At 68.4% G+C, this 19,900-nt stretch carries 20 protein-coding genes; 13 read left to right on the top strand and 7 right to left on the bottom strand.

The window, feature by feature from the left end:
• The first annotated feature begins 13 nt into the window (after nucleotides 1-13).
• From SPHME3_RS0100620 to SPHME3_RS0100600, 5 genes are all read left to right on the top strand, one after another.
• Nucleotides 14-895: a hypothetical protein gene (locus tag SPHME3_RS0100620; RefSeq protein WP_017977827.1), complete on the top strand. Its 882-nt coding sequence runs from the start codon at nucleotides 14-16 to the stop codon at nucleotides 893-895.
• A 70-nt stretch (nucleotides 896-965) separates the two neighbouring features.
• Complete coding sequence (locus SPHME3_RS20560) at nucleotides 966-1,109, top strand: entericidin A/B family lipoprotein (protein ID WP_018250489.1); 144 nt, start codon at nucleotides 966-968, stop codon at nucleotides 1,107-1,109.
• Between the two features lie 335 nt (nucleotides 1,110-1,444).
• A complete protein-coding gene (locus SPHME3_RS21220) occupies nucleotides 1,445-1,609 on the top strand; it encodes a hypothetical protein (RefSeq protein ID WP_017977829.1) in 165 nt (54 codons plus the stop codon).
• A gap of 160 nt (nucleotides 1,610-1,769) precedes the next feature.
• Nucleotides 1,770-3,236: an HWE histidine kinase domain-containing protein gene (locus SPHME3_RS0100605; RefSeq protein WP_026189053.1), complete on the top strand. Its 1,467-nt coding sequence runs from the start codon at nucleotides 1,770-1,772 to the stop codon at nucleotides 3,234-3,236.
• A 17-nt stretch (nucleotides 3,237-3,253) separates the two neighbouring features.
• Nucleotides 3,254-3,559, top strand: a complete 306-nt coding sequence (locus SPHME3_RS0100600) for a hypothetical protein (protein ID WP_017977831.1) — start codon at nucleotides 3,254-3,256, stop codon at nucleotides 3,557-3,559.
• 190 nt (nucleotides 3,560-3,749) lie between these two features.
• Here SPHME3_RS0100600 and SPHME3_RS0100595 read toward each other — a convergent pair whose 3' ends face one another.
• From SPHME3_RS0100595 to SPHME3_RS0100570, 6 genes are all read right to left on the bottom strand, one after another.
• Nucleotides 3,750-3,938: a ComEA family DNA-binding protein gene (locus tag SPHME3_RS0100595; RefSeq protein ID WP_017977832.1), complete on the bottom strand. Its 189-nt coding sequence runs from the start codon at nucleotides 3,936-3,938 to the stop codon at nucleotides 3,750-3,752.
• Nucleotides 3,935-4,429: a nucleoside deaminase gene (locus SPHME3_RS0100590; protein ID WP_017977833.1), complete on the bottom strand. Its 495-nt coding sequence runs from the start codon at nucleotides 4,427-4,429 to the stop codon at nucleotides 3,935-3,937. Before SPHME3_RS0100590 ends, SPHME3_RS0100595 begins: the two co-directional genes overlap by 4 nt.
• Before the next feature lie 50 nt (nucleotides 4,430-4,479).
• Nucleotides 4,480-5,379, bottom strand: coding sequence for a pirin family protein (locus SPHME3_RS0100585; protein WP_017977834.1), 900 nt, complete (start codon nucleotides 5,377-5,379; stop codon nucleotides 4,480-4,482).
• Nucleotides 5,372-5,830 (bottom strand): NUDIX hydrolase, encoded by a 459-nt coding sequence (locus tag SPHME3_RS0100580; RefSeq protein ID WP_017977835.1) that lies wholly within the window; start codon nucleotides 5,828-5,830, stop codon nucleotides 5,372-5,374. Before SPHME3_RS0100580 ends, SPHME3_RS0100585 begins: the two co-directional genes overlap by 8 nt.
• A gap of 137 nt (nucleotides 5,831-5,967) precedes the next feature.
• Nucleotides 5,968-6,693 (bottom strand): glutathione S-transferase, encoded by a 726-nt coding sequence (locus tag SPHME3_RS0100575; protein ID WP_017977836.1) that lies wholly within the window; start codon nucleotides 6,691-6,693, stop codon nucleotides 5,968-5,970.
• A 13-nt stretch (nucleotides 6,694-6,706) separates the two neighbouring features.
• The gene (locus tag SPHME3_RS0100570; protein ID WP_017977837.1) at nucleotides 6,707-6,997 is read right to left on the bottom strand and encodes a BolA family protein; all 291 of its coding nucleotides are present in this window, start codon (nucleotides 6,995-6,997) and stop codon (nucleotides 6,707-6,709) included.
• 113 nt (nucleotides 6,998-7,110) lie between these two features.
• Between SPHME3_RS0100570 and SPHME3_RS0100565 the strand changes: the two genes are divergently transcribed.
• The 8 genes from SPHME3_RS0100565 (at nucleotide 7,111) to SPHME3_RS0100530 (ending at nucleotide 14,892) form a co-directional block, all read left to right on the top strand.
• Nucleotides 7,111-7,650, top strand: a complete 540-nt coding sequence (locus tag SPHME3_RS0100565) for a J domain-containing protein (RefSeq protein WP_017977838.1) — start codon at nucleotides 7,111-7,113, stop codon at nucleotides 7,648-7,650.
• A 95-nt stretch (nucleotides 7,651-7,745) separates the two neighbouring features.
• Nucleotides 7,746-8,360, top strand: a complete 615-nt coding sequence (locus SPHME3_RS0100560; protein ID WP_017977839.1) for a TadE/TadG family type IV pilus assembly protein — start codon at nucleotides 7,746-7,748, stop codon at nucleotides 8,358-8,360.
• Nucleotides 8,357-8,917, top strand: coding sequence for a TadE/TadG family type IV pilus assembly protein (locus SPHME3_RS0100555; protein WP_017977840.1), 561 nt, complete (start codon nucleotides 8,357-8,359; stop codon nucleotides 8,915-8,917). Before SPHME3_RS0100560 ends, SPHME3_RS0100555 begins: the two co-directional genes overlap by 4 nt.
• A gap of 4 nt (nucleotides 8,918-8,921) precedes the next feature.
• A complete protein-coding gene (locus SPHME3_RS0100550; protein ID WP_017977841.1) occupies nucleotides 8,922-10,241 on the top strand; it encodes a pilus assembly protein TadG-related protein in 1,320 nt (439 codons plus the stop codon).
• Between the two features lie 111 nt (nucleotides 10,242-10,352).
• On the top strand, nucleotides 10,353-12,797 hold the full coding sequence (locus tag SPHME3_RS0100545; RefSeq protein ID WP_017977842.1) for a TonB-dependent receptor: 2,445 nt from the start codon (nucleotides 10,353-10,355) through the stop codon (nucleotides 12,795-12,797).
• Nucleotides 12,798-12,861: 64 nt separating this feature from the next.
• Nucleotides 12,862-13,545 carry a Fe2+-dependent dioxygenase gene (locus tag SPHME3_RS0100540; protein WP_017977843.1) on the top strand — a complete coding sequence of 228 codons (684 nt, stop codon included), beginning with the start codon at nucleotides 12,862-12,864 and terminating at the stop codon, nucleotides 13,543-13,545.
• On the top strand, nucleotides 13,538-13,789 hold the full coding sequence (locus tag SPHME3_RS0100535; RefSeq protein ID WP_017977844.1) for a ribbon-helix-helix domain-containing protein: 252 nt from the start codon (nucleotides 13,538-13,540) through the stop codon (nucleotides 13,787-13,789). Before SPHME3_RS0100540 ends, SPHME3_RS0100535 begins: the two co-directional genes overlap by 8 nt.
• 47 nt (nucleotides 13,790-13,836) lie before the next feature.
• On the top strand, nucleotides 13,837-14,892 hold the full coding sequence (locus SPHME3_RS0100530) for a PepSY-associated TM helix domain-containing protein (RefSeq protein WP_017977845.1): 1,056 nt from the start codon (nucleotides 13,837-13,839) through the stop codon (nucleotides 14,890-14,892).
• 352 nt (nucleotides 14,893-15,244) lie between these two features.
• Here the strand turns inward: SPHME3_RS0100530 and SPHME3_RS0100525 are convergent, their stop codons facing one another.
• Nucleotides 15,245-19,849, bottom strand: a complete 4,605-nt coding sequence (locus SPHME3_RS0100525; protein WP_017977846.1) for an NAD-glutamate dehydrogenase — start codon at nucleotides 19,847-19,849, stop codon at nucleotides 15,245-15,247.
• Between the last annotated feature and the right edge of the window lie 51 nt (nucleotides 19,850-19,900).

Genomic DNA, 19,900 nt, shown 5'->3' with positions numbered 1-19,900 from the left:
AACAGGAGTGATTATGGCTACCCATGCTTATACCGGCCCGGTGCCGGGCGATGACCTGCGCACGGCGAAGACGCCGACCCGATTGTCGTGGGGCGCGGTGTTCGCCGGCGTCGTCATCGCCGTGGCGGTGCAGCTGGTGCTGGGCATCCTGGGCGCGGGCATCGGCCTGACCATGGTCGATCCGGTCGAGGGCACGACGCCGGGCGCGGCGGGCTTCGGCATCGGCGCGGGCATCTTCTGGCTGATCACCACCGTCATCGCGCTGGGCGCGGGCGGCTATGCCGCGGCGCGCGTCGCGGGCGTGCATGACCGGTTCGACGCGCTGGTCCACGGCCTGGTCGTGTGGGGCGTCACGCTGATCCTGACGCTATACCTGCTGACCTCGGTCGTCGGCGGCATCATCGGCGGCGCGTTCCGCACGGTGGGTGCGGTCGCCGGCGCGGCGGGCAGCACGGTGGGCGCGGCGGCACCGGCCGCAGCCTCGGTCGCGGGCATCGACAAGCAGGACGTGCGCAGCGAGGCCGCGGCCTATCTGTCGGACGCGCCGAACGATCCCGCGCAGATGACGCCCGAACAGGCGCAGACCGCGATCGCCAAGGAGCTGCCGGCGATGGCCCGTGGCGGCGCCGACGGTCAGCAGGCGGAAGCCCGCGTTGTCGACATCGTCGCCGCGCAGCGCAAGATCAGCCGCGAACAGGCGCAGGCCCAGGTGACGCGCGCCAAGCAGCAGTTCGTCCAGGCCAAGGACAAGACGGTCGAAACCGCGAAGGTCGCGACCGACAAGGCGGCGGGCGCTGCCGCTGGCACCTCGTTCATGCTCGTGCTCGCGCTGCTGATCGGCGCTGGCGCGGCCGGTTTCGGTGCAACTGCGGCGACCCGTCGCAAGCTGCGCTGAGTGTGCGCGGCGGGCCGGCGTATTCGGGCCCGCCGCATCCCTTTACCGACTGTCTGGAAAGGACACGATGATGACCACCAAGACCATCGGCGCCGCGCTGGCGCTCGCCACCGTGCTGTCGCTGTCGGCGTGCAACACGGTCAACGGCGCGGGCAAGGACCTGAAGTCGGCCGGTTCCGCCATCTCCGACGCCTCGGGCGAAAAGAAGAAGTGACGCCGGGCGGGGCGGGCCGAAGGGTCCGCCCCGTTTCGCATCGCGGGCCCGTCATGGCGCGGGAACCGCCGAGCGGATCGCGCGTTGTAGGTCAAACGGGCCGGTCTCATCCGATTGCGCCCGCATCGTTTGATCTGCCGGACCTGCCCTGACCAACAGTCTCCCCATCGCGAGGCCCCATGCACGGCCTGAGCAGCGCCATCCGGACCGGATGCGCGGATGCGGGTCCTTCGTTTTCCTAAGCCATTGCGATGGCCCGCGCCGCTGTGCGCGCCGGCGCTGTTGCGTGGCGTATCGACCATCTCGATCGACCATGCAGAAAGGGGCCTGACGCCATGGAAAGCTATTATCGGGAGCAGGCGGCGTCCTGCGCGCGCGAGGCCGCGGCCACCCAGCTGTCGCAGGTGCGCGATCGCTATCGCCGGTCGGAAGAGGCATGGCTGGCGATGGCGGATCGCATCGCCCGGACCGCCGCGTTCAAGGCGACCAACGGCACGTAACAAGACCGTCGTTAAACCGCGGCGGATCAACGACATGATGGTTCACCGCCGATGCCTTTTGACGCCAATCCGATTGCATCCGTAACGGTAGCGTCTCTTGTCCGGGCATCCGCTTTAGCCTAAGACTGTTCCTGCTTTGGACCGACAGCCGCTGCCCCCCGTGCCGCACACGCCATTCGTCGCGCCGCCCGCCGTGCGCGCGGCGATCGACGCGTTCCTGCACGGGCTCGACCCCAGCGACCCGTTCCTGGCGGTGGTCCAGCATTCGATCACCGCGATCGTGGTCAGCGATCCCACGCTGCCCGACAATCCGCTCATCTATGTGAACGACGCGTTTACCGCACTGACGGGGTTCGATGCGGCCGAAGTGCTGGGCCGCAATTGCCGGTTCATGCAGGGGCCGCTGACCGCTTCCGCGGATGTCGAGCGGCTGCGCGCCGCGATCCGACGGCGCGAGCGGATCGAAGTCGACCTGCTCAACCACCGGCGCGACGGCACGCCCTTCTGGAACCGGCTGATGGTGGCGCCGGTGTTCGATGCCGCGGGCGAGCTGCGCTATTTCGTCGCATCGCAGCTGGACGTGACGATCGAGCGGCACCGGCTGCAGCAATTGCAGCAGGATCGCGACTCGCTGAATGCCGAACTGGAAAAGCGCGAGGCGTTGCTCGCCGAGCGCGAGGCGCGGCTGGCGATGGCGCTCAACGCGGGTGGCCTTGGCACCTGGACGCTGGCGCTGCCGAGCAACGTGCTGACCGCATCGGAATCGTGCCTGGCGAATTTCGGCTTTCCGGCGGGCGCGCATTTCGGCGAGCAGAACCTCGCTGAAAGCCTGCACCCGGATGATGCCGCGCGCGTGCTCGCCGCGATCAGGGACACGATCGTCAACGACGCGCCCTATGACATCGAATATCGCATCCTGACGCCGGCGGGCGAGCAGCGCTGGATCCATGCGCGCGGCGCGGTGCAGCGGCGCGCCGATGGGACGCCGCTGGAAATGTCGGGCTTCACCAGCAACATCACGGCGCGCAAATTCGCCGAGGAGCATCGCGCGGTGCTGGCGCGCGAGCTGACGCACCGGGTGAAGAACACGCTGGCGACCGTCGGCGCGGTGGTCAGCCAGACGTTGCGCGACGCGCCGTCGCTCGGCGAGGCACGGGCGGCGGTGGCGGGACGGATCGCGAGCCTGGGCGCGGCGCACGAGCTGCTGGTGCGCGACGAGGTGGAGGGCGCGGCGATCGGCGAGATCGTCGAGCGCGTACTGGCGCCGTTCCTCGACAGCAACGGCCGGCGCTTCACGATCGAAGGGCCGGATATTCGCCTGAGCCCCGAAATCACGCTGGCGCTGTCGATGGCGCTGCACGAACTGGCGACCAACGCGATCAAATATGGCGCGCTGTCGGTGCCCGAGGGGCAGGTCGCGATCCGCTGGGCGCTGGTCGGCGCGGTCGGCGCGCGGCGCTTCGCCTTCAGCTGGGCCGAACAGGGCGGCCCGCCGGTGACCGCGCCGATGCACACCGGCTTCGGCACGCGCATGATCCAGCGCGTCTTCGCCCAGCATGTCGAGGGGGAGGCGGGCATCACCTATGCGCCCGAGGGCGTGCGCTTCGCGATCGAGGCCCCGGTCTGAGCGGGACGGCCCCGCCGGTGACGCCGGACCTGCGCTATATCGTGGTGCGTGGACGGCTGTGGCGACGCGCCAACCCTGCGCTGGCAGAGGACGAGCGGCAACGGCTGGTAGCGCAGCTGATGGCGGCGCGGCGGGCGGTGGCCGCGGCGAAACGGGCGGGTGACGCGGACGCGGAGGCGCAGGCGCATGCCGCGGTGGATGCGGCGAAGGTGGCGCTCGGCGAACGCGGACCGGTGTGGTGGGACGACGGGGCGCCGGATCTCAACCGGCGTATGGCGCGCAACACGGTGTATGCGGCGTGGTTTGCGGGGTTGGGGGCGTAGGGCGGTTTTTGGATGGCGGGTGTTGGTAGCGTGGCCGGTGTTGGTTGGCTGGCGGGTGTTGGTTGGCGCGCCCTTTAAGCCTGGCCGTCATCCCCGCGAAGGCGGGGATCCATAGCCGCTACCGACTGCGATGGAATCGCGACGGTAGCGCGTCTGGATTCCCGCCTTCGCGGGGATGACGGAGGGGGCTTTATTCCAGCGTTAGCGTGTCGTCGTCGGGGTCGACCTTGCCGGCGAGGCCGGGCACTTCGTCCAACTGGCGCAGCGCGGTGAAGCCGCCGCGGTCTTCGCGGTAGCGGACGATTTCGAAGCCGTGGCCGGCAAGTGCGGGCACGGCGTCGAGCTCGTCCGCGGTGGCGGTGTTGACGTTGACGCTCACAGGTTCGCCTGCTCCTCTTTCGGCAGATCGGCATCGGGGCCGTAATAGAGTTCGGCGCATTCGTCGGCGAGGCAGCCGCCCTCGATCTCGATATCGTCGCGATAGGCGTCGGCGATGAAGGCGAGCGTGTCGACGTGGCGCGCTTCGAAATACATCGGATGGACGTCGTCGCGGCCGGCGCCGAAGACGACGCGGCCGACCTTCGACCAGATCGACGCCATCGTACACATGCCGCAGGGTTGCAGCGTCGAATAGAGCGTCGCGCCGCGCAGTTCGAGTTCGCCGATCCCCTCACAGGCGCGGCGGATCGCCATCATTTCGGCGTGCGCGGTGGCGTCGGGCAGCTCGTGCGTCTGGTTGCGTTCGGCGGCGAGCACCTTGCCGTCGCGCACGATCACGCAGCCGAGCGGCGAGGTCGACGGATCGGACCCCTTCGATCGCGCGACGTCGATCGCCATCCGCATCCAATATTCGTCGTCACCTGCGCACATATTTGCCCCGCTTCCGAAGGACCTAACGCACGGGCGCGCCGAAAGACGCCTCAGGGATAGCTGACCGTGTTGGGCACCTGCGGGATGGGGATCCATTCCTTGTCGTCGCCGGGGACGAGCGGAAATTCGCCGGCGGTCCAGGCGCGGCGCGCCTCCTCGATCCGTTCGCGGCGCGACGAGACGAAGTTCCACCAGACGTGGCGCGGGGTCTTGAAGGCGTCGCCGCCCGCCAGCATTGCGCGGCCGCCGGTCTCCGAACGCAGCGTCGCGGCGATACCGGGGCGCAGGACGTAGAGCTTCATCGGTTCCAGCGGCACGCCCTCCAGCGTCGCCTCACCGAAGGCGAGATAGATGGCGCGCTCGTCCGCCGCGGCGTCGATGGGGACGGCGGCACCGGGATCGAGCAGGATGTCGGCGTAGATCGTGCCGGCATAGGTGGTGGTCGGCGCACGCTGGCCCCACAATTCGCCCATGATGATGCGCGCGCGGGCGCCGTTCGCCTCCAGCGTCGGCAGCGCATCGCGCGCGACATGTTCGAAATCGGGCGCCATTTCCTCTTGGGCGTCGGGCAAGGCGAGCCAGGTCTGGATGCCGGACAGCACCGGACCGTGCGCGCGCTCGTCGCCGGGCGAGCGCTCCGAATGGACGATGCCATGGCCGGCGGTCATCAGGTTCACGGCGCCGGGTTCGATCCGGAGCTGCGTGCCGAGCGAGTCGCGATGTTCGATCGCGCCATCGAACAGATAGGTGACGGTGGCGAGGTTGATGTGCGGGTGCGGGCGCACGTCGATGCCGCCGCCCGCGGCGAGCTGTGCCGGGCCCATCTGGTCGAAGAACAGGAACGGCCCCACCATCGTGCGGGCGCGGCCGGGCAGCGTGCGGTGGACCTTGAACCCGCCCAGGTCGTGGGTGACGGGGGTGATGGTCTGGAGGACGAAATCGTCAAGCACGGGCAGGCTCCGTTTCGCGAAGAAGCTGTTCGAGATCAGCAGGGTAGATGACTTCCGGCCAGTCGGCGAGTTCGGACACGTCGAACCAGCGCGATCCCGCCAACACGCGCTGTTCCAGCGCGGTCAGCGCGCCGGCCTGCACGTCGTGGCGATCGATATCGACGCGGAAATAGCGTTCGTCGGCGATCACCTCGACGCCTTCGAAGGTCAGGAATTCGCAGGTGCGCTGCGCGACCTCCGGCCCGCAGTCGATGTCCAGCCCCACCTCTTCCCACAATTCGCGGCGCGCTGCCTGTGGGTAGGTTTCGCCGGGATCGACTGCTCCGCCGGGTGTACACCACAGGGGCGGGCGGTCGCCGGGAGTGAAGCGCATCAGCAGCACGCGGCCGGCGCCATCGACCAGCAGGATGCGGGCGGCGGGGCGGGGAACACGGGTCACGGGCGACGACATCGGGCTTCCTTCCACTCCCGTTCGGTGTCAGCCGTACGGGGACGACTCCCGCCGACGCGGCTGGAGGCCAGCGGGCTGGGGCGTGTCTTACCGGTCCGGCGCGATTGCGACAGCCCGCAATCCGGAAACGCTGCGGTTCAGTGCAGGCGCGATCCGCAGTCGAGTTCGGGATAGTGGCGGAAGATTCCCTCGGTGGTGAAGGGCAGGCGCCGGTCACTCTTCAGATAGGCGCGGATACCGGGCAAATCCGCCACCGCGTCACGCAGGCGGAGCAAGGCGGGATAGCGCGATTCCAGCGCCGCCATCCGCTGCGGGAACATGTAGCGCAACCCCTCGACCAGCTGGAACAGCGAGGTGTCGGCATAGGTCCAGCGATGGTCGACCAGCCATTCGGTCGGGCCATGCCGTGCCGCCGCCTCGAAATGGTCGAGATATTTGGGCAGGCGTTCCCTGCGGAACTGGTCGGCGGCGCGTGCGGCCTCGTCCTTCTGATCGTCGTAATAGGCCATCATGGCGACGGGATGGTGGACGCTGTGAACCTCGGCGATGCAATCGGCGATGGTCAATTGCAGCTGGTTGATCCACTGCCGATCGGCAAGGTTCGACGGCGCCAGATCGTGCTGCTGGCCGAGGAATTGCAGGATGTTGGCGACCTGCGCCACGGCGTGATTGTCGAGCGCGAGATAGGGCGGGGCGAACGGGCCGCGGCCGGCCTTCGCCCGCGTTTCCATATCGGCCATCATCGCCTCGACGCCCTCCAGCCGGGCGCAGTCGAGATAGTCGATGCCGGCCGCCTCCAGCGCCAGGCGCACGAACTCGCCGCGCCCCTGGATCGTCGGCCAATACCACAAGCGATAGGGCATCAGGCTCTCCCGTTCACTCGCCCGGCGCGCGTGCCTTGATCGCGAGGGCATGGATGCGCGTCGACAACAGATCGGCGAGCGCTTTGTTCACGCGGCGCTGGCGTGCGACGCGGGTTTCGCCGGCGAACAGCGGGCTTTCGACGGACACGCTGAAATGCGACTCGCCGGTGCCGTCGTCCCCCATATGGCCGGCATGATGATGGCTGTCGTTGACGACCTCAAGATGGGTCGGTTGCAGCGCGTCGCGCAGGCGCTCCGCGATGATGTCGGCGAGGGGACGGGCGGCGGTGGCGGTGTCGGTCATCGCGCCTATATAGCCAGACTTGCGCAGATTAGGGAGCGTTCGTGGCGCGCGGAAGTGACAGGAAAGACCGGCCGCACACGCGGTTTCATGGCCGGGTGGAAGCGAATGGCCGGATGTGTGCCGAGCCGGGCTGCGAGGAGCCGGGCGAATTTCGCGCGCCGCCGCTGGAAGGCGCGAGCGATGGCGGCGGCGGGCCGGGCGCGTTCCGCTGGATGTGCCTGGAGCATGTCCGCGCGTTCAACAGCCGGTACAATTATTTCGACGGGATGACCGCGGACGAGATCCATCGCGCGCAGCGGCCGCTGGCGGGCTGGGAGAGTGAGACGCGGGCGTTCGCGCGCGCCGGCACGGGCGACCAGGGGCCGCGCTGGGCTGATTTCCGCGATCCGCTCGACGCGATCGGTGCCCGCTATCGCCGCGAGGTCGCGCCCGAGCGCCGCGACGGCAAGCCGCTGTCGGGTCAGGACCGGGCGAGCCTGAAGGTGCTGGGGCTGGCCCCGGACGCCGATCGGACCGCGCTGCGCAAGCGCTATTCGGAACTCGTCCGCACCTATCACCCCGATCGCAACGGCGGCGATCGCAGCCACGAAGCGATGCTGCAAAAGGTGATCGCGGCCTATCAGCAGCTGCGGCAGGCGCCCGCCTTCCTGTGATCGCCGACACGGCCCGCGTATAGAACCATTGCGCTGGAAAGCCCGAAGCGGACCAGTTTGGATTTTTGTTTACTTTTGTCCGGTAGGATGGCCGCATGAGGCCTCCGACCATCCCACGCGCCCGTGCCGGGCGCCCGGCGCATCGCGCGCCCGCGGCGCACCGCGGCGCCGCGCGCCTGTTGCGCGATGCGCGGGGTGCGACGATCGTCGAATTTGCGATCGTCGCGGTGCCCTTCGTCGCGCTGATGCTGGCGGTGGCCGTGACGAGCCTGGCCTATTTCGTCCAGGAAACGCTGGAAACCGCGGTCGAGCGCGCCGCGCGCGGGATCGTGACCGGCCGGACGCAGGCCGCCGACGATAAAGGCACCATGTCGGGCATGACGCGGGCGCAACTCGCCGAACGGTTCCGTCAGGCGGGCTGCGCATCGCTGCCGGCTTTCCTGCCGTGTTCGCGCCTATACGTGGAGGTGAAGAGCGCGGTCGACTGGACGTTGCTCGATAATTCGCCGCCGGCGATCACCATGGGGCCCGACGGCCGCATCGCCAACGTCTTCGCCTACGACCTGGGGAACCAGGGGTCGATCGTCGCCGTCCGCTTCATGTACGTGTGGCCGATCCAGACGTCGCCGCTGTTCGATTTCAGCAATATCGGCAAGGGCCGGCGGCTGCTGATGGCGACCTCGGTCGCCAAGTCGGAGACCTATCAATGACCGGGCGCCGCATCCGATGGCCGCGCCCGCTGCGGGCATTGCGGCGCGATCGACGCGGGCTGGCGCTGATCGAATTCGCGATGATCCTGCCGATCCTGTTGATCCTGTACCTGGGCAGCGTCCAGTTGCAGGACGGCATTTCGTGCAATCGCAAGGTGACGATCGCGACGCGCGGCGTCGCCGACCTGATTGCCCAGAATGCCACTGGCTCGACGACGCAGCGCGAGATCGACAACAGCTTGGCCGCCGCGACGCAGGTGATGGCGCCCTATCCCGCCGCCCGCGCGATGATCCGGCTGACGCATGTCACGATCGACAACAATTACCAGGCGCGCGTCGACTGGAGCCGGGCCCTGAACGGCATTCCCGACGTGAAGGGCACCGTGGCGACGATCCCCACCCAGATGCGGGTGCGCGGCGTGTCGTTCCTGATCGCCCGCGTGACCTATGCCTATCAGCCGCCGACCAATTTCGGCTTCATCGGGCCGATCAAGCTGGGCGATTCGCTGATCATGCTGCCGCGCAATTCCTCTGCCGTCACCTGTGTGGATTGTTGATCCCATGACCTTTTCCCTGCTCTCCCGCCTGCGTGACGTCCGCCGCGACCGCCGCGGTAACGTGCTGATGATGTTCGGCTTTGCCGTGATGCCGATGACCTTCGCGGTCGGCATGGGCATCGATTACGCGCGCGCGATGAAGTCGCAGACCAAGCTGAACGGCGTCGCGGATGCGGCGGCGCTGGTGGCGGTCAGCAAGATCGCCATGCCGCTGGACGACAAGACCGCCGCCGATCAGGCGCGGCAGATGTTCCTGATCCAGGCGCAGTCGGTGCTCGGGCCCGGCGCGGTGCAGCTGACCAACGTGACCGCGACCGCAGTGAAGGACAGCACCGGGCGGCGCACCGCGTCGGTCACCTATACTGCGACGTCGGGGAACGTCTTTGCGCGCGTGCTGGGCCTTCGGGTGCTCAACATCAGTGGTGCGTCGTCGACGACCAACGCCATCGCGCCGAACATGAATTTTTACATGCTGCTCGACGTGTCGGGATCGATGGCGCTGCCGACGACGAGCGCAGGCCTGTTGAAGATCGCCCAGAGCAACAGCAAGGGCTGCAAATTCGCCTGCCATTCGGTCAACGACCTGACCGGCACCGACGCCAACGGCAATCAGACGAGCCTGTACAACGTCGCCCGGTCGTACAATCTGACCTTGCGGGTCGATGAAGAGGCGACCGCCGTGCGCAGCCTGATTAGCACGGCGACGACGACCGCCAGTCGCAACGGCGCGGCCTATCAGTTCGCGATGGCGGGGTTCCGGGGGAAGGGCGGCTTTTCGACGCTCCAGAGCCTGACCGGCACCGTCCAGAAGATCATCGATGCGACCGGCCTGATCGGGCCATCGAAATTCTACAGCAATGGCTGCCCGACCTCCGCGTGCAAAAGCACCGAGGTCGGCTTCAACGACCAGGACAGCGGCACCAGCGATGCCATGGACAACATCAACGCGATGATGACCGATCCGGGATCGGGGCTGAACGGCGAGGCGCCCAAGGCGGTGATGTTCATGATCACCGACGGCATGCGCGACGAAGCGCGTTCTGGCGGCAAGCCCGAAATCGCGATTGACACCGCCAAATGCGACGCGATCAAGGCACGCGGCATCCGCATCGCGGTGCTCTACACGGAATATCTGCGCGAATCGCTCGACAACGACAATTGGTCGCAGGTCAACGTCGCACCCAATCTTTACAAGGTCGAACCCGCGCTGCAGGCCTGCGCGTCGACCGGTCTGTACACCAAGGTGACGACCGATGGGGACATTGCGGCCGCTTTGTCGGCCTTGTTCCAGAATGCGGTGGCGACGGCGCGGATCACGCAATGAGGGCGCGCCATCGCGACGTATAACGAGTAAATATATGCGAGTAGCTCGCATTAGCGTTGACGGTGATAATAACTCGCATTAACGGACGCCCCATAAAGGGGACCGTTTTTGATGACCAAACCACCGTTTCTGGCGCTGTCGTGCATCGGCTTCCTCGCGTCCGCGCCAGCCTTTGCCGCTGATCCGGTTGCGGCGACCCCGAAGACCGGCGTCGCCGCCGATCCGCAGGCGCAGGATGCCCGGCGCGAGGGCGAGCGCGACGACATCATCGTCAACGGCAAGGGGCAGGTGGCGCCTGCGGTGGTCGAAAGCCCGAAGGCGACGTCGGCGCTGATCGACACGCCGCAGACGATCACCGTCATTTCCGACCAAGTGCTGCGCAAGCAGAACCTCCAGACGCTGCGCGATGCGTTGCAGACGATCCCCGGCATCACCTTCGGTGCGGGCGAGGGCGGCGGCGGTTATGGCGACAGCATCAACCTGCGCGGCTATTCGGCCAACACCGACATCACGATCGACGGCATCCGCGACAGCGCGCAATACAGCCGCACCGATCCGTTCAATCTGCAGCAGATCGAAGTCTATAATGGTGCGAATTCGGTGTTCAACGGATCGGGCAGCGTCGGCGGCACGATCAACCTCGTCACCAAGGAGCCGCGCGCCGAAGACCTGACGATCGTGCAGGGATCGGTCGGCACCGACAATTACTGGCGGGGCACGGTGGATGCCAATCATCGCGTCGGCGACGATGTCGCGGTGCGCCTCAACGCCGTCTATCATCACAATGACGTGCCCGGCCGCGACGTCGAGAAGTACGAACGCTGGGGCGTCGCGCCTGCGGTGACGATCGGGATCGGCGGGCCGACCAGCCTGACGCTCGCCTATGTCCACCAGCGCGACGACAACACGCCGCTGTACGGCGTGCCCTATTTCAACAACGCGCTGGTCGGCGGCCTGATCACCGGCGCGGATCGCAGCGACTATTACGGCTACAGCAACCTCGATCGCCAGCAGATCACGGTCGATCGCTTCACCGCGACCTTCCGCCATCAGGCGGATGCGCATGTCTCGATCCGCAACCTGACGCGCTGGCAGCGCGTCGGCCAGTATAGCGTGACGAGCGCGCCGCAGGGCACCTTCTGCCTCGCCGGGACGGGCCGCCAGCCGGTGGCGACGAGTGCGACCAATCCGGTCGGCGCGGCATGCCCGACGGGATTGCAGCCCGGCCAATGGATCCCGTCCGGCCCGCGCGGGCTGTTGCGCGACCAGGAGAACCAGTTGCTCGCCAACCAGACCGACCTGCGGCTGGAGCATGGTGAGAAAGGCGGGCTCCGCAACGTCGCCAACATCGGCATGTCGGCAATCGTCGAGGATTATCGGATCACCAGCGGGTCGCTGCTGCGCAATGCGGACGGATCGGCGGTGTCGCCACTGCCGACGCTGTCGATCACCAACCCGGACAGCGTCTATCGCGGGCCGATCAATTACGTCACTACGGCGCAGTCGCGGTCGACCCAGACCAACGTCGCGGTCTATGCCTTCGACACGCTGGAGCTGAACCGCTTCTTCGAACTGAACGGCGGCGTGCGCTGGGAAATGCAGCGCAGCAACTTCCGCGCGTTGCCGCTGCAAACGCTGGCACCCGGCGTCAGCCAGCCGGTCGCCGCGTTGCAGGCGCCGCAGATCAACAACGAGCGGCTGTTCTCGTATCGCGTCGGCGCGGTGTTCCACCCGGTGCGCGACGTCAGCGTCTATGCCGGCTACGGCAACGCGAAGACGCCCTCGTCGCCGAGCGTGCGCGCCGGCTGCGTCAGCGTGTCGAATAATATCGTCACCAACACCTGCGGGGTCGCGCCCGAAACCGCACGCAATTACGAGGCGGGCGTGAAGGCGGGGCTGTTCAACCGCCGGCTCGAGCTGACCGCGGCGGTGTTCCGCAACGAGCGCACCAATTATCGCGTGCCCTCGAACGACCCCGCTCTGCCGACGGTGCAGGTGCTGGGCGGCAAGAGCCGTGTCGACGGCATCGCGCTGGGTGCATCGGGCAATATTACCAAGGCGTGGACGATCTTCGCCAATTACACCTATCTCGACAGCAAGGTGTTGCAGTCGGTGTCCGATTACTGCCTCGCCAATCCGGGCAGCACGGGCACACCCAATTGCGGCAATTCGGTCGCCAACCCCGACCCGCAGCGTGGCAGCCCACTGGTGCAGACGCCGACCCATTCGGGCAGCCTGTTCACCACGTACAAGCTGCCGTTCGGGCTCGAGATCGGCTATGGCCTGACCTATCAGGGGTCGTTCACCACCTATGTCCCGGTGCTGACCAACGGCGTGCAGCTGCGCGCGCCCGACTATCTGATCCACCGCGCCTATCTCGCCTACAGCTTCGGCAACGGCTGGACCGCGCAGCTCAACATCCAGAACCTGACGGACGAAAAGTACCTGACCAACGTCCGCAACAACATCAACGCGACCAGCGGCGTCGTGACCGGCGGCTGGGCGATGCCCGGCGATCGGCGCCAGACGGTGCTCAGCCTGTTCCGCAGCTTCTGATCTTTGCTACTCTTCCCCGCCACATCAGCCCCCGGCGGGGAAGAGACCTGAGGAACCACCAGTCATGCTGATTGCCATCCCCGATATTCTGGATGCGGCGGGCGTGGCGCGGTTGCGGGAGATTATCGACGTGGGCGAATGGGTAGACGGCAACGTCACCTCGGGCCCGCAGGCGGCGCTCGCCAAGCGCAATCGGCAGCTGGCCGAAGGATCGGAGGCGGCGCGCGCCGGCGCGGCGTTCGTACTCGAGGCGCTGGGGCGGTCGCCCCTGTTCTTCGCTGCGGCGCTGCCGCTCAAGGTGTTTCCGCCGCTGTTCAACCGCTACGAGGGCGGCGAGGATTTCGGGCTGCACGTCGACAATGCCATCCGCCTGCAACGCGGCAGCGATTTCCGCATCCGGTCCGACCTGTCGGCGACCTTGTTCCTCGACGATCCGGACACATACGACGGCGGCGAACTGGTGATCGAGGATCGCTTCGGCCCGCAGGTGGTGAAACTGCCCGCCGGACATCTGGCCCTCTATCCCGCCTCTAGCCTGCATCGCGTGACGCCGGTGACGCGGGGCGCGCGCACCGCGAGTTTCATGTGGCTGCAATCGATGGTGCGCGACGATGGCGAGCGGCGCACGCTGTTCGAGCTGGACGAGGCGATCCAGTCGGTCGCGGCCAGCAACGGCCAGGGCGATCCCGCGGTCGTCAAACTGACCGGCATCTATCACAATCTGCTACGGCGCTGGGCCGATGCCTGACATTGCGGCGCCCGCCTGCGGCTTCGTCGGCCCGGTGAAGCGGTCGATCACGATCGCCGGTCACCAGACGTCGATCAGCCTGGAGCCCGTGTTCTGGCGCGCGCTGGAAGAGGCGGCGCAGGGCTGCGGCCTGCCGCTGTCCGCGCTGGTCGCCGAAATCGACGTGCTGCGTATCGCGGCGGACGATCCGCCCAACCTTGCCAGTGCGTTACGAAGCTGGTTGTTCGCGCGGACGTTGACCTGACGCCCGCCGCCATGCGACCGCCGGGGCACAGTCGGGGATATGCAGCGATGAACGCGGTCAAATGGCGAAAGACCTGGTTTCAGGTCCATAAATGGATCGGGCTGACGCTCGCCATCCTCATCATCCCCCTGTCGCTGTCGGGCGCGGCGCTCGTCTGGCGCGAGCCGCTGGACCGGCTGATCCATGCCGAACGCTATTCCACCAGCGGCACCGCGTTGCTGGCACCCGAAACCTATGTGGCGGCGGCGCAGCGCGTGCTGGCGCCGGGCGAGCGGATCAGCGACCTCGGTCTGCCGGAAGGGGACGGCCCCGTGACGGTCAGCGCCGTGGGTGCGCAGGCGCCGCGGCGCGGACCGCCAGCGCGCACGACGGTCTATCTCGACCCGCCCACCGCGCGCGTGCTGGCCGTGGCGCCGCGCAGCGGCGGCGTCATGCGCTTCCTGCATGTGCTGCACGGCAGCCTGCAGGTGCCGGGAATCGGGCGGACGATCGTGGGGTGGATCGGCGTCGCGATGCTGCTGTCGAGCATGACCGGGCTGTGGCTATGGTGGCCGAGCGTCGGTCGCTGGACGAAGGGGTTTCGCTGGCGCCGGCATCGCAACACCGACAGCAACCTGCATTACCAGATGGGCTTCTGGATCGCGCTGCCGCTGTTCGTCCTGTCGCTGACGGGCGTGTGGATCAGCTTCCCCGGCGTGTTCGGCGGACGGGAGGGCGGCGGTCGCCCAGCCTTCGCGCCGCCGGTGGCTGAGCCGGCGCAGTCGGTGGATACCGTCGTCGTGCGTGCCGCGGGGGTGGCGAAGGGGCCGCTACGCAGCGTCGGCTGGCCGACCGAGCGGTCGGCGGATTGGACGGTCAGCCTGGCCAACGGGCGCCGGATCAAGGTGGCGGACGACGGCGGCGTGGCAGTGGCTGCGGCGGCGCGCAAGCCGGGCGGCGCGGCGCGCTGGATGCGGCGGATTCACGATGGCGACGATATGGGGATCGTCTGGCAGGTGGTGATTTTCCTCGGCGGGCTGCTGCCGGCGGGACTGGCGGTGACCGGTGTGATCATGTGGTGGCGCGCCCGTGGCTGGCGCGCGAAGGTGGCGGCGCGGGGGTAGGGGCTTCCTCCGCCGTCACCCCGGACTTGGTCCGGGGTCCACTTTGCGGCTGGGGGGGATGGCTGGAGGCTCTTGCCGTTCCCTCGTGGCCCGGTGGACCCCGGAACAAGTCCGGGGTGACGGGGTGGGTGGGGCTGCCGTGGTGGAATATGGCGCGTGCTGGACGCGCCCGTCGTCGGACTGAGCGACACATCAAGTCCTCCCCCGCCAGGGGGAGGGGGACCGCCCGGCTTTAGCCGGGTGGTGGAGGGGGTGGGCGGCGGTGTCCGTCCGGACGGCGCTCCACCCTTACCGCCCCCTCCGTCACCGCTTCGCGGCGCCACCTCCCCCTGGCGGGGGAGGAATTATGGGCTTACCGTCCCAGCAGCACGCGGGCCTGGCCGGCGATCTGCGCGAGCATGGCCGCATTGGGCTGCGCGGCATGGCGGGCGCGGTCGACCAGCGCCTTGAACTGCGCGACGCGGGCGCCGTTCGCGGCCAGCCACGCCTGCACCGCGCTGCGCGGATCGCCGTCACCGGTGCGGCCGAGGAACTCCAGCCGCTGCTGCTGGAAATCGCGCGCCAGGCCAGCGAGCAGCAGGCGCTCCCACGGATCGCCAGACACGATGCGTGCCGCCGCCGCCTGCGCCCAGTCGAGGCCGAGATCCTGGCCGAGGTGGGTATAGGCCCGCGTCAGCTCGATCTCGTCGATCCCGAGGCGCTGGCCCAGCGCGGCGAGGCCGACGACGCCGTCCATGTCGAACAGGCGGACGACGCGACGTGCCAACTCGGCGGGCGCACCCGCGGCTTCCAGCTCGGCCGCGATGCGGGCGCTCTGCGCGCTCGCTTCTTCGAGCAGCAGCGACTGCGTCTGGCGTTCCAGCGCGGCGATGCCCTGGCCCAGCCGCTCGATCACCGCGCCGGGCAGCGTACCCGGCGCATTGGCGCGCAGCAGGTCGGCGATGTGCGACCGCGTCGCCACCGCCACCTCGTTGAACAGCGCGATGCGCGCGCCCTCGGCGATGTCGGCGCGCTCGATCTCCGCCCACAGGCTATCGAGGCCGAAGACGCGTTCCGCCACGACGAACATCGCGGCGATGTCGGCGACCGCGGCGCCTTCCTCTTCGGCCAGCTCGAACGGGCGCAGCACGCCGAGGCGGTTGACGATACGGTTGGCGAGCTTGGTCGCGACGATCTCGCCCCGCAGGCGATGCTCGTCGATCGCCTTGGCGAAGTCGCGCTGCATCGCCGGCGGGAAGGCGGCGTGCAGGTCCGGTGCGAGTTCGGGGGCGAGCGCTAGGGGTGCCTGCTCGATCCCGTCCTGCAACGACAGCTTCGCGGTGGCGAGCAGCACGGCGAGTTCGGGGCGGGTGAGGCCATTGCCCTCCTGCCCGCGGCGCAGCAGGTCGTCATTGCCGGCGAGCCCCTCGACCGCGCGGTCGAGCCGCCCGGCGCCTTCGAAGATTTCGATGACGCGGACGTAGCTGGGGATGGCGCTTGCGCCGTCGGCCTCGGCGATCGACAGCGCGAGCGTCTGGAGGCGGTTGTCCTCCAGCACCAGATGCGCGACGTCGTCGGTCATGCTGGCGAGCAGCGCGTTGCGCTCCTCGTAGCCGAGGCGGCCTTCGTTCATCTCGCGGTTGAGCGCGATCTTGATGTTCACCTCATTGTCCGAACAATCGACGCCCGCCGAATTGTCGATGAAGTCGGTGTTGATCCGGCCGCCGCGTTCCGAGAAGGCGATGCGCGCCGCCTGCGTGACGCCCAGGTTCGCGCCCTCGCCGATCGCGGTGACGCGCAATTGCTCGGCATCGACGCGCAGACGGTCGTTGGCGGGATCGCCGACCGCGGCATTGTTCTCGCGCGCCGCCTTCACGTACGTGCCGATGCCGCCGAACCACAGCAGGTCCGCGGGCGCCTTCAGGATCGCGGAGATGAGCGATGCGGGGTCGAGCTGCGTCGCGGTGATGCCGAGCGCGGCCTGTGCCTGCGGCGACAGCGGAATGACCTTCTCACTGCGCGCCCACACGCCGCCGCCTTCGCTGATGAGGCCCGCGTCGTAATCCGCCCAGCTGGAGCGGGGCAGAGCGAACATGCGCGCGCGCTCATCCCAGCTCGCGGCGGGATCGGGATTGGGGTCGATGAAGATGTGGCGGTGATCGAACGCCGCGACGATCTTCAGCGCCTTGCTGAGCAGCATGCCGTTGCCGAAGACGTCGCCCGACATGTCGCCGCAGCCGACGACGGTGATCGGCTGGGTCTGCACGTCGACGCCGCGCTCGGCGAAGTGGCGCTGCACCGACACCCAGGCGCCCTTGGCGGTGATGCCCATCGCCTTGTGGTCGTAGCCGACGCTGCCGCCCGATGCGAAGGCGTCGCCCAGCCAGAAGTCGCGCTCCAGCGCCAGCGCATTGGCGACGTCGCTGAACGTCGCGGTGCCCTTGTCGGCGGCGACGACGAAATAGGGGTCCTCGCCATCGAGCACCGCAACGTCCGCCGGATGCACGACGCGGCCATCGACAATGTTATCGGTGATCGACAGCAGCGAGCGGATGAAGATCCGGTAGCTTTCGGTGCCTTCCGCCAGCCACGCGTCGCGATCGACCGCGGGGGAGGGAAGCTGCTTGGGGTAGAAGCCGCCCTTGGCGCCGGTCGGCACGATCACGGCGTTCTTGACGCGCTGCGCCTTCATCAGCCCGAGGATTTCGGTGCGGAAGTCGTCGCGCCGATCCGACCAGCGCAGGCCCCCGCGTGCGACCGGGCCGGCGCGCAGGTGGATGCCCTCGACCCGCGGCGAATAGACCCAGATCTCGCGCCACGGCACGGGCGCGGGCAGGCCGGGGATCAGGTGGCTGTCGAGCTTGAACGCTAGCGCCTCGTTCGCCGCGGGGGCGAAGGCGTTGGTGCGCAGGCAGGCGCCGATCAGGTCGCGATAGGCGCGCAGGATACGGTCGTCGTCGATCGCCGACACCGCGTCGAGGCCGCGCGCGATCGCTTCGTCGCTGGCGGCCAGGTCGCCGCTGCCCTTGGGATCGTGTGCGGCCGCGAAGCGCGCGATCAGCGCCTTGGTCAGCTTGGGCGCACGGCGCAGCGCGTCGACGACGGTGGTCAGGCCATAGGGCAGGCCTGCCTGACGCAGATAGCGGAACCAGGCGCGCAGCAGCACGACCGACTGCGGCGACAGGCCGACGTCGATGATCAGGCGGTTGAACGCATCGTTTTCCGCCGCGCCTTCCAGCACCGCGGCGATCGCGCCTTCCAGCACCGCGGCGTCATTGGCATCGTCGGTCGCATCGGTTTCGACGACGAAGTCGTGAACGAAGGTGTCCGCTTCGTCCTGCAACCGCGTCGGCAGTTCGCCGATCACGCGGAAGCCAAAATTCTCCAGCACCGGCACCGCATCCGACAGCGCGAGCGCGCCGTGCAGCTTGTAGATCTTGAGCTGGCGATCCTCGCCCGCGACGACCGGGAAGATGCGGACCGAGCGGTCGTCGGCGCTTTCCAGTCCCGCAACCCGCAGGATGTCCTGCGCCGCTTCGGCGGGGCTGCTGACGTTGCGGTAATTGGCCGGGAAGGCATTGGCCCAGCGCAACGCCAGCCGTGCCGCGCGCTGTGCGGGCACCTGTTCGGCCAGTGCCGCCTCGACGTCCGACATCCAGCCGCGCACCATCTTGCGCAAGCGCTCGGCGAGCGGTTCGCTCTCGGGCATGCGGCCCGACCCGCGAAGGTCGATCGTGTAACGCAGCAGCGCGACGACGCCGTCGTCGAGGCTGATCGACCAGTTGAGCACGTTGCCGTTCGACGCGTCGGCCAGCATCTGGCCGATCGCGACGCGGCGCGCGGTGGTCAGGTCGTCGCGCGGCAGCCAGGCGAAGGCGAACAGATGCCGCCCGAGCGCCGACTTCACCAGCACCAGCGCCGGCCGCGGCCGGTCGGCGAGGCTCATCGCGGTCAGCACCACCTCTTCCAGCGCATCGGGGGCGAAGGCGACGACGAGGTCGTGGGGAAGGGCGGTCAGCGCATGTGTCAGCGCCTTGCCGGTATGGCCCTTGGGATCGAAGCCGAACTTCGCCTCCAGCGCCGACAGGCGCGCGCGGAGTACGGGGATGTCGCGCGGCTTGGCGCTGAGCGCGGCGCTGGTCCACAAGCCGGCATGGATCGACAGGCCGACGACCTCGCCCGCTTCCATCACGGGCACCAGCACGAGGTCGAGCGGCACGGCGCGGTGGACGGTCGAGATCAGGCTGGATTTCAGAAGCAGCGGTGCGTCATTGCCCTCTTCGAACCAGCGGATCGCGAGCGCGCGGTTCGCTTCGGCGAGCACCGGCGTTTCGTGCGGGTGGCGGACGATGCCGAGCGCTTCGCCCGCGCTGCCGTCGCGCCGCCAGATCTGGTGGCCGAGCAACGTGAACTGGCCGTCGAGGAACCATTGCAGCAGCGCGGCGCCCTCGCCCTGCGGCAGCGCGGCTTCGTCGCGCGCCATCGCGCGTTGCAGCGCGGGCCAGTCGGTGACGGCGGCGCGCACGTCGGCGAGCACGGCGGTCAGATCCTCGACCAGCCCGCGCCGGTCGCGCGCGTCGGCGCGTTCCAGCTCGATGTAGATCATCGATTCGGGCGTGCCGGCGCCGCCGATGTCGGTCAGCGCTCCCGATGCGTCGCGCGTCACGCGGACGACGGGGTGGATCAAGCGGTCGATGTCGAGATCCTGCGCGCCGATCGCAGCGGCGATCGAATCGACCAGGAAGGGCATGTCGTCGTTGACGATGGCGAGGCGCATGCGGCGGCGCACGTCGTCCGACGCGATCGGCTCCAGCCGGATTGCGGGTTTCCCGGGCTCACGGCGCGCGGCGGTCTCCGCGACGAACGCCGCGGCGGCGGCCCGCTCGGCATCGCCGAAGCCGGTCAGCTCCCCCGGTAGCGCGCCCTTGGTCAGCCGGGCGGCAAGCGCCTCGGCCATGCTCTGGTTCTGGTCGGCCATGGCAGCCGCCTACGCCCGTCTCTTCCGGGCTTCAAGCTTTGCTGCAGTGCG

Source organism: Sphingomonas melonis DAPP-PG 224 (genome assembly GCF_000379045.1).
Classification (GTDB): Bacteria; Pseudomonadota; Alphaproteobacteria; order Sphingomonadales; family Sphingomonadaceae; genus Sphingomonas; species Sphingomonas aquatilis.
This window is presented reverse-complemented; position numbering and strand designations above follow the sequence as displayed.

Coding starts and splice junctions, on each gene's coding strand:
- SPHME3_RS0100620 (WP_017977827.1), top strand. CDS start 14: ATGGCTACCCATGCTTATACCGGCCCGGTGCCGGGCGATGACCTGCGC.
- SPHME3_RS20560 (WP_018250489.1), top strand. CDS start 966: ATGACCACCAAGACCATCGGCGCCGCGCTGGCGCTCGCCACCGTGCTG.
- SPHME3_RS21220 (WP_017977829.1), top strand. CDS start 1,445: ATGGAAAGCTATTATCGGGAGCAGGCGGCGTCCTGCGCGCGCGAGGCC.
- SPHME3_RS0100590 (WP_017977833.1), bottom strand. CDS start 4,429: ATGTGCGCAGGTGACGACGAATATTGGATGCGGATGGCGATCGACGTC.
- SPHME3_RS0100580 (WP_017977835.1), bottom strand. CDS start 5,830: ATGTCGTCGCCCGTGACCCGTGTTCCCCGCCCCGCCGCCCGCATCCTG.
- SPHME3_RS0100575 (WP_017977836.1), bottom strand. CDS start 6,693: ATGCCCTATCGCTTGTGGTATTGGCCGACGATCCAGGGGCGCGGCGAG.
- SPHME3_RS0100570 (WP_017977837.1), bottom strand. CDS start 6,997: ATGACCGACACCGCCACCGCCGCCCGTCCCCTCGCCGACATCATCGCG.
- SPHME3_RS0100565 (WP_017977838.1), top strand. CDS start 7,111: ATGTGTGCCGAGCCGGGCTGCGAGGAGCCGGGCGAATTTCGCGCGCCG.
- SPHME3_RS0100560 (WP_017977839.1), top strand. CDS start 7,746: ATGAGGCCTCCGACCATCCCACGCGCCCGTGCCGGGCGCCCGGCGCAT.
- SPHME3_RS0100555 (WP_017977840.1), top strand. CDS start 8,357: ATGACCGGGCGCCGCATCCGATGGCCGCGCCCGCTGCGGGCATTGCGG.
- SPHME3_RS0100550 (WP_017977841.1), top strand. CDS start 8,922: ATGACCTTTTCCCTGCTCTCCCGCCTGCGTGACGTCCGCCGCGACCGC.
- SPHME3_RS0100545 (WP_017977842.1), top strand. CDS start 10,353: ATGACCAAACCACCGTTTCTGGCGCTGTCGTGCATCGGCTTCCTCGCG.
- SPHME3_RS0100540 (WP_017977843.1), top strand. CDS start 12,862: ATGCTGATTGCCATCCCCGATATTCTGGATGCGGCGGGCGTGGCGCGG.
- SPHME3_RS0100535 (WP_017977844.1), top strand. CDS start 13,538: ATGCCTGACATTGCGGCGCCCGCCTGCGGCTTCGTCGGCCCGGTGAAG.
- SPHME3_RS0100530 (WP_017977845.1), top strand. CDS start 13,837: ATGAACGCGGTCAAATGGCGAAAGACCTGGTTTCAGGTCCATAAATGG.
- SPHME3_RS0100525 (WP_017977846.1), bottom strand. CDS start 19,849: ATGGCCGACCAGAACCAGAGCATGGCCGAGGCGCTTGCCGCCCGGCTG.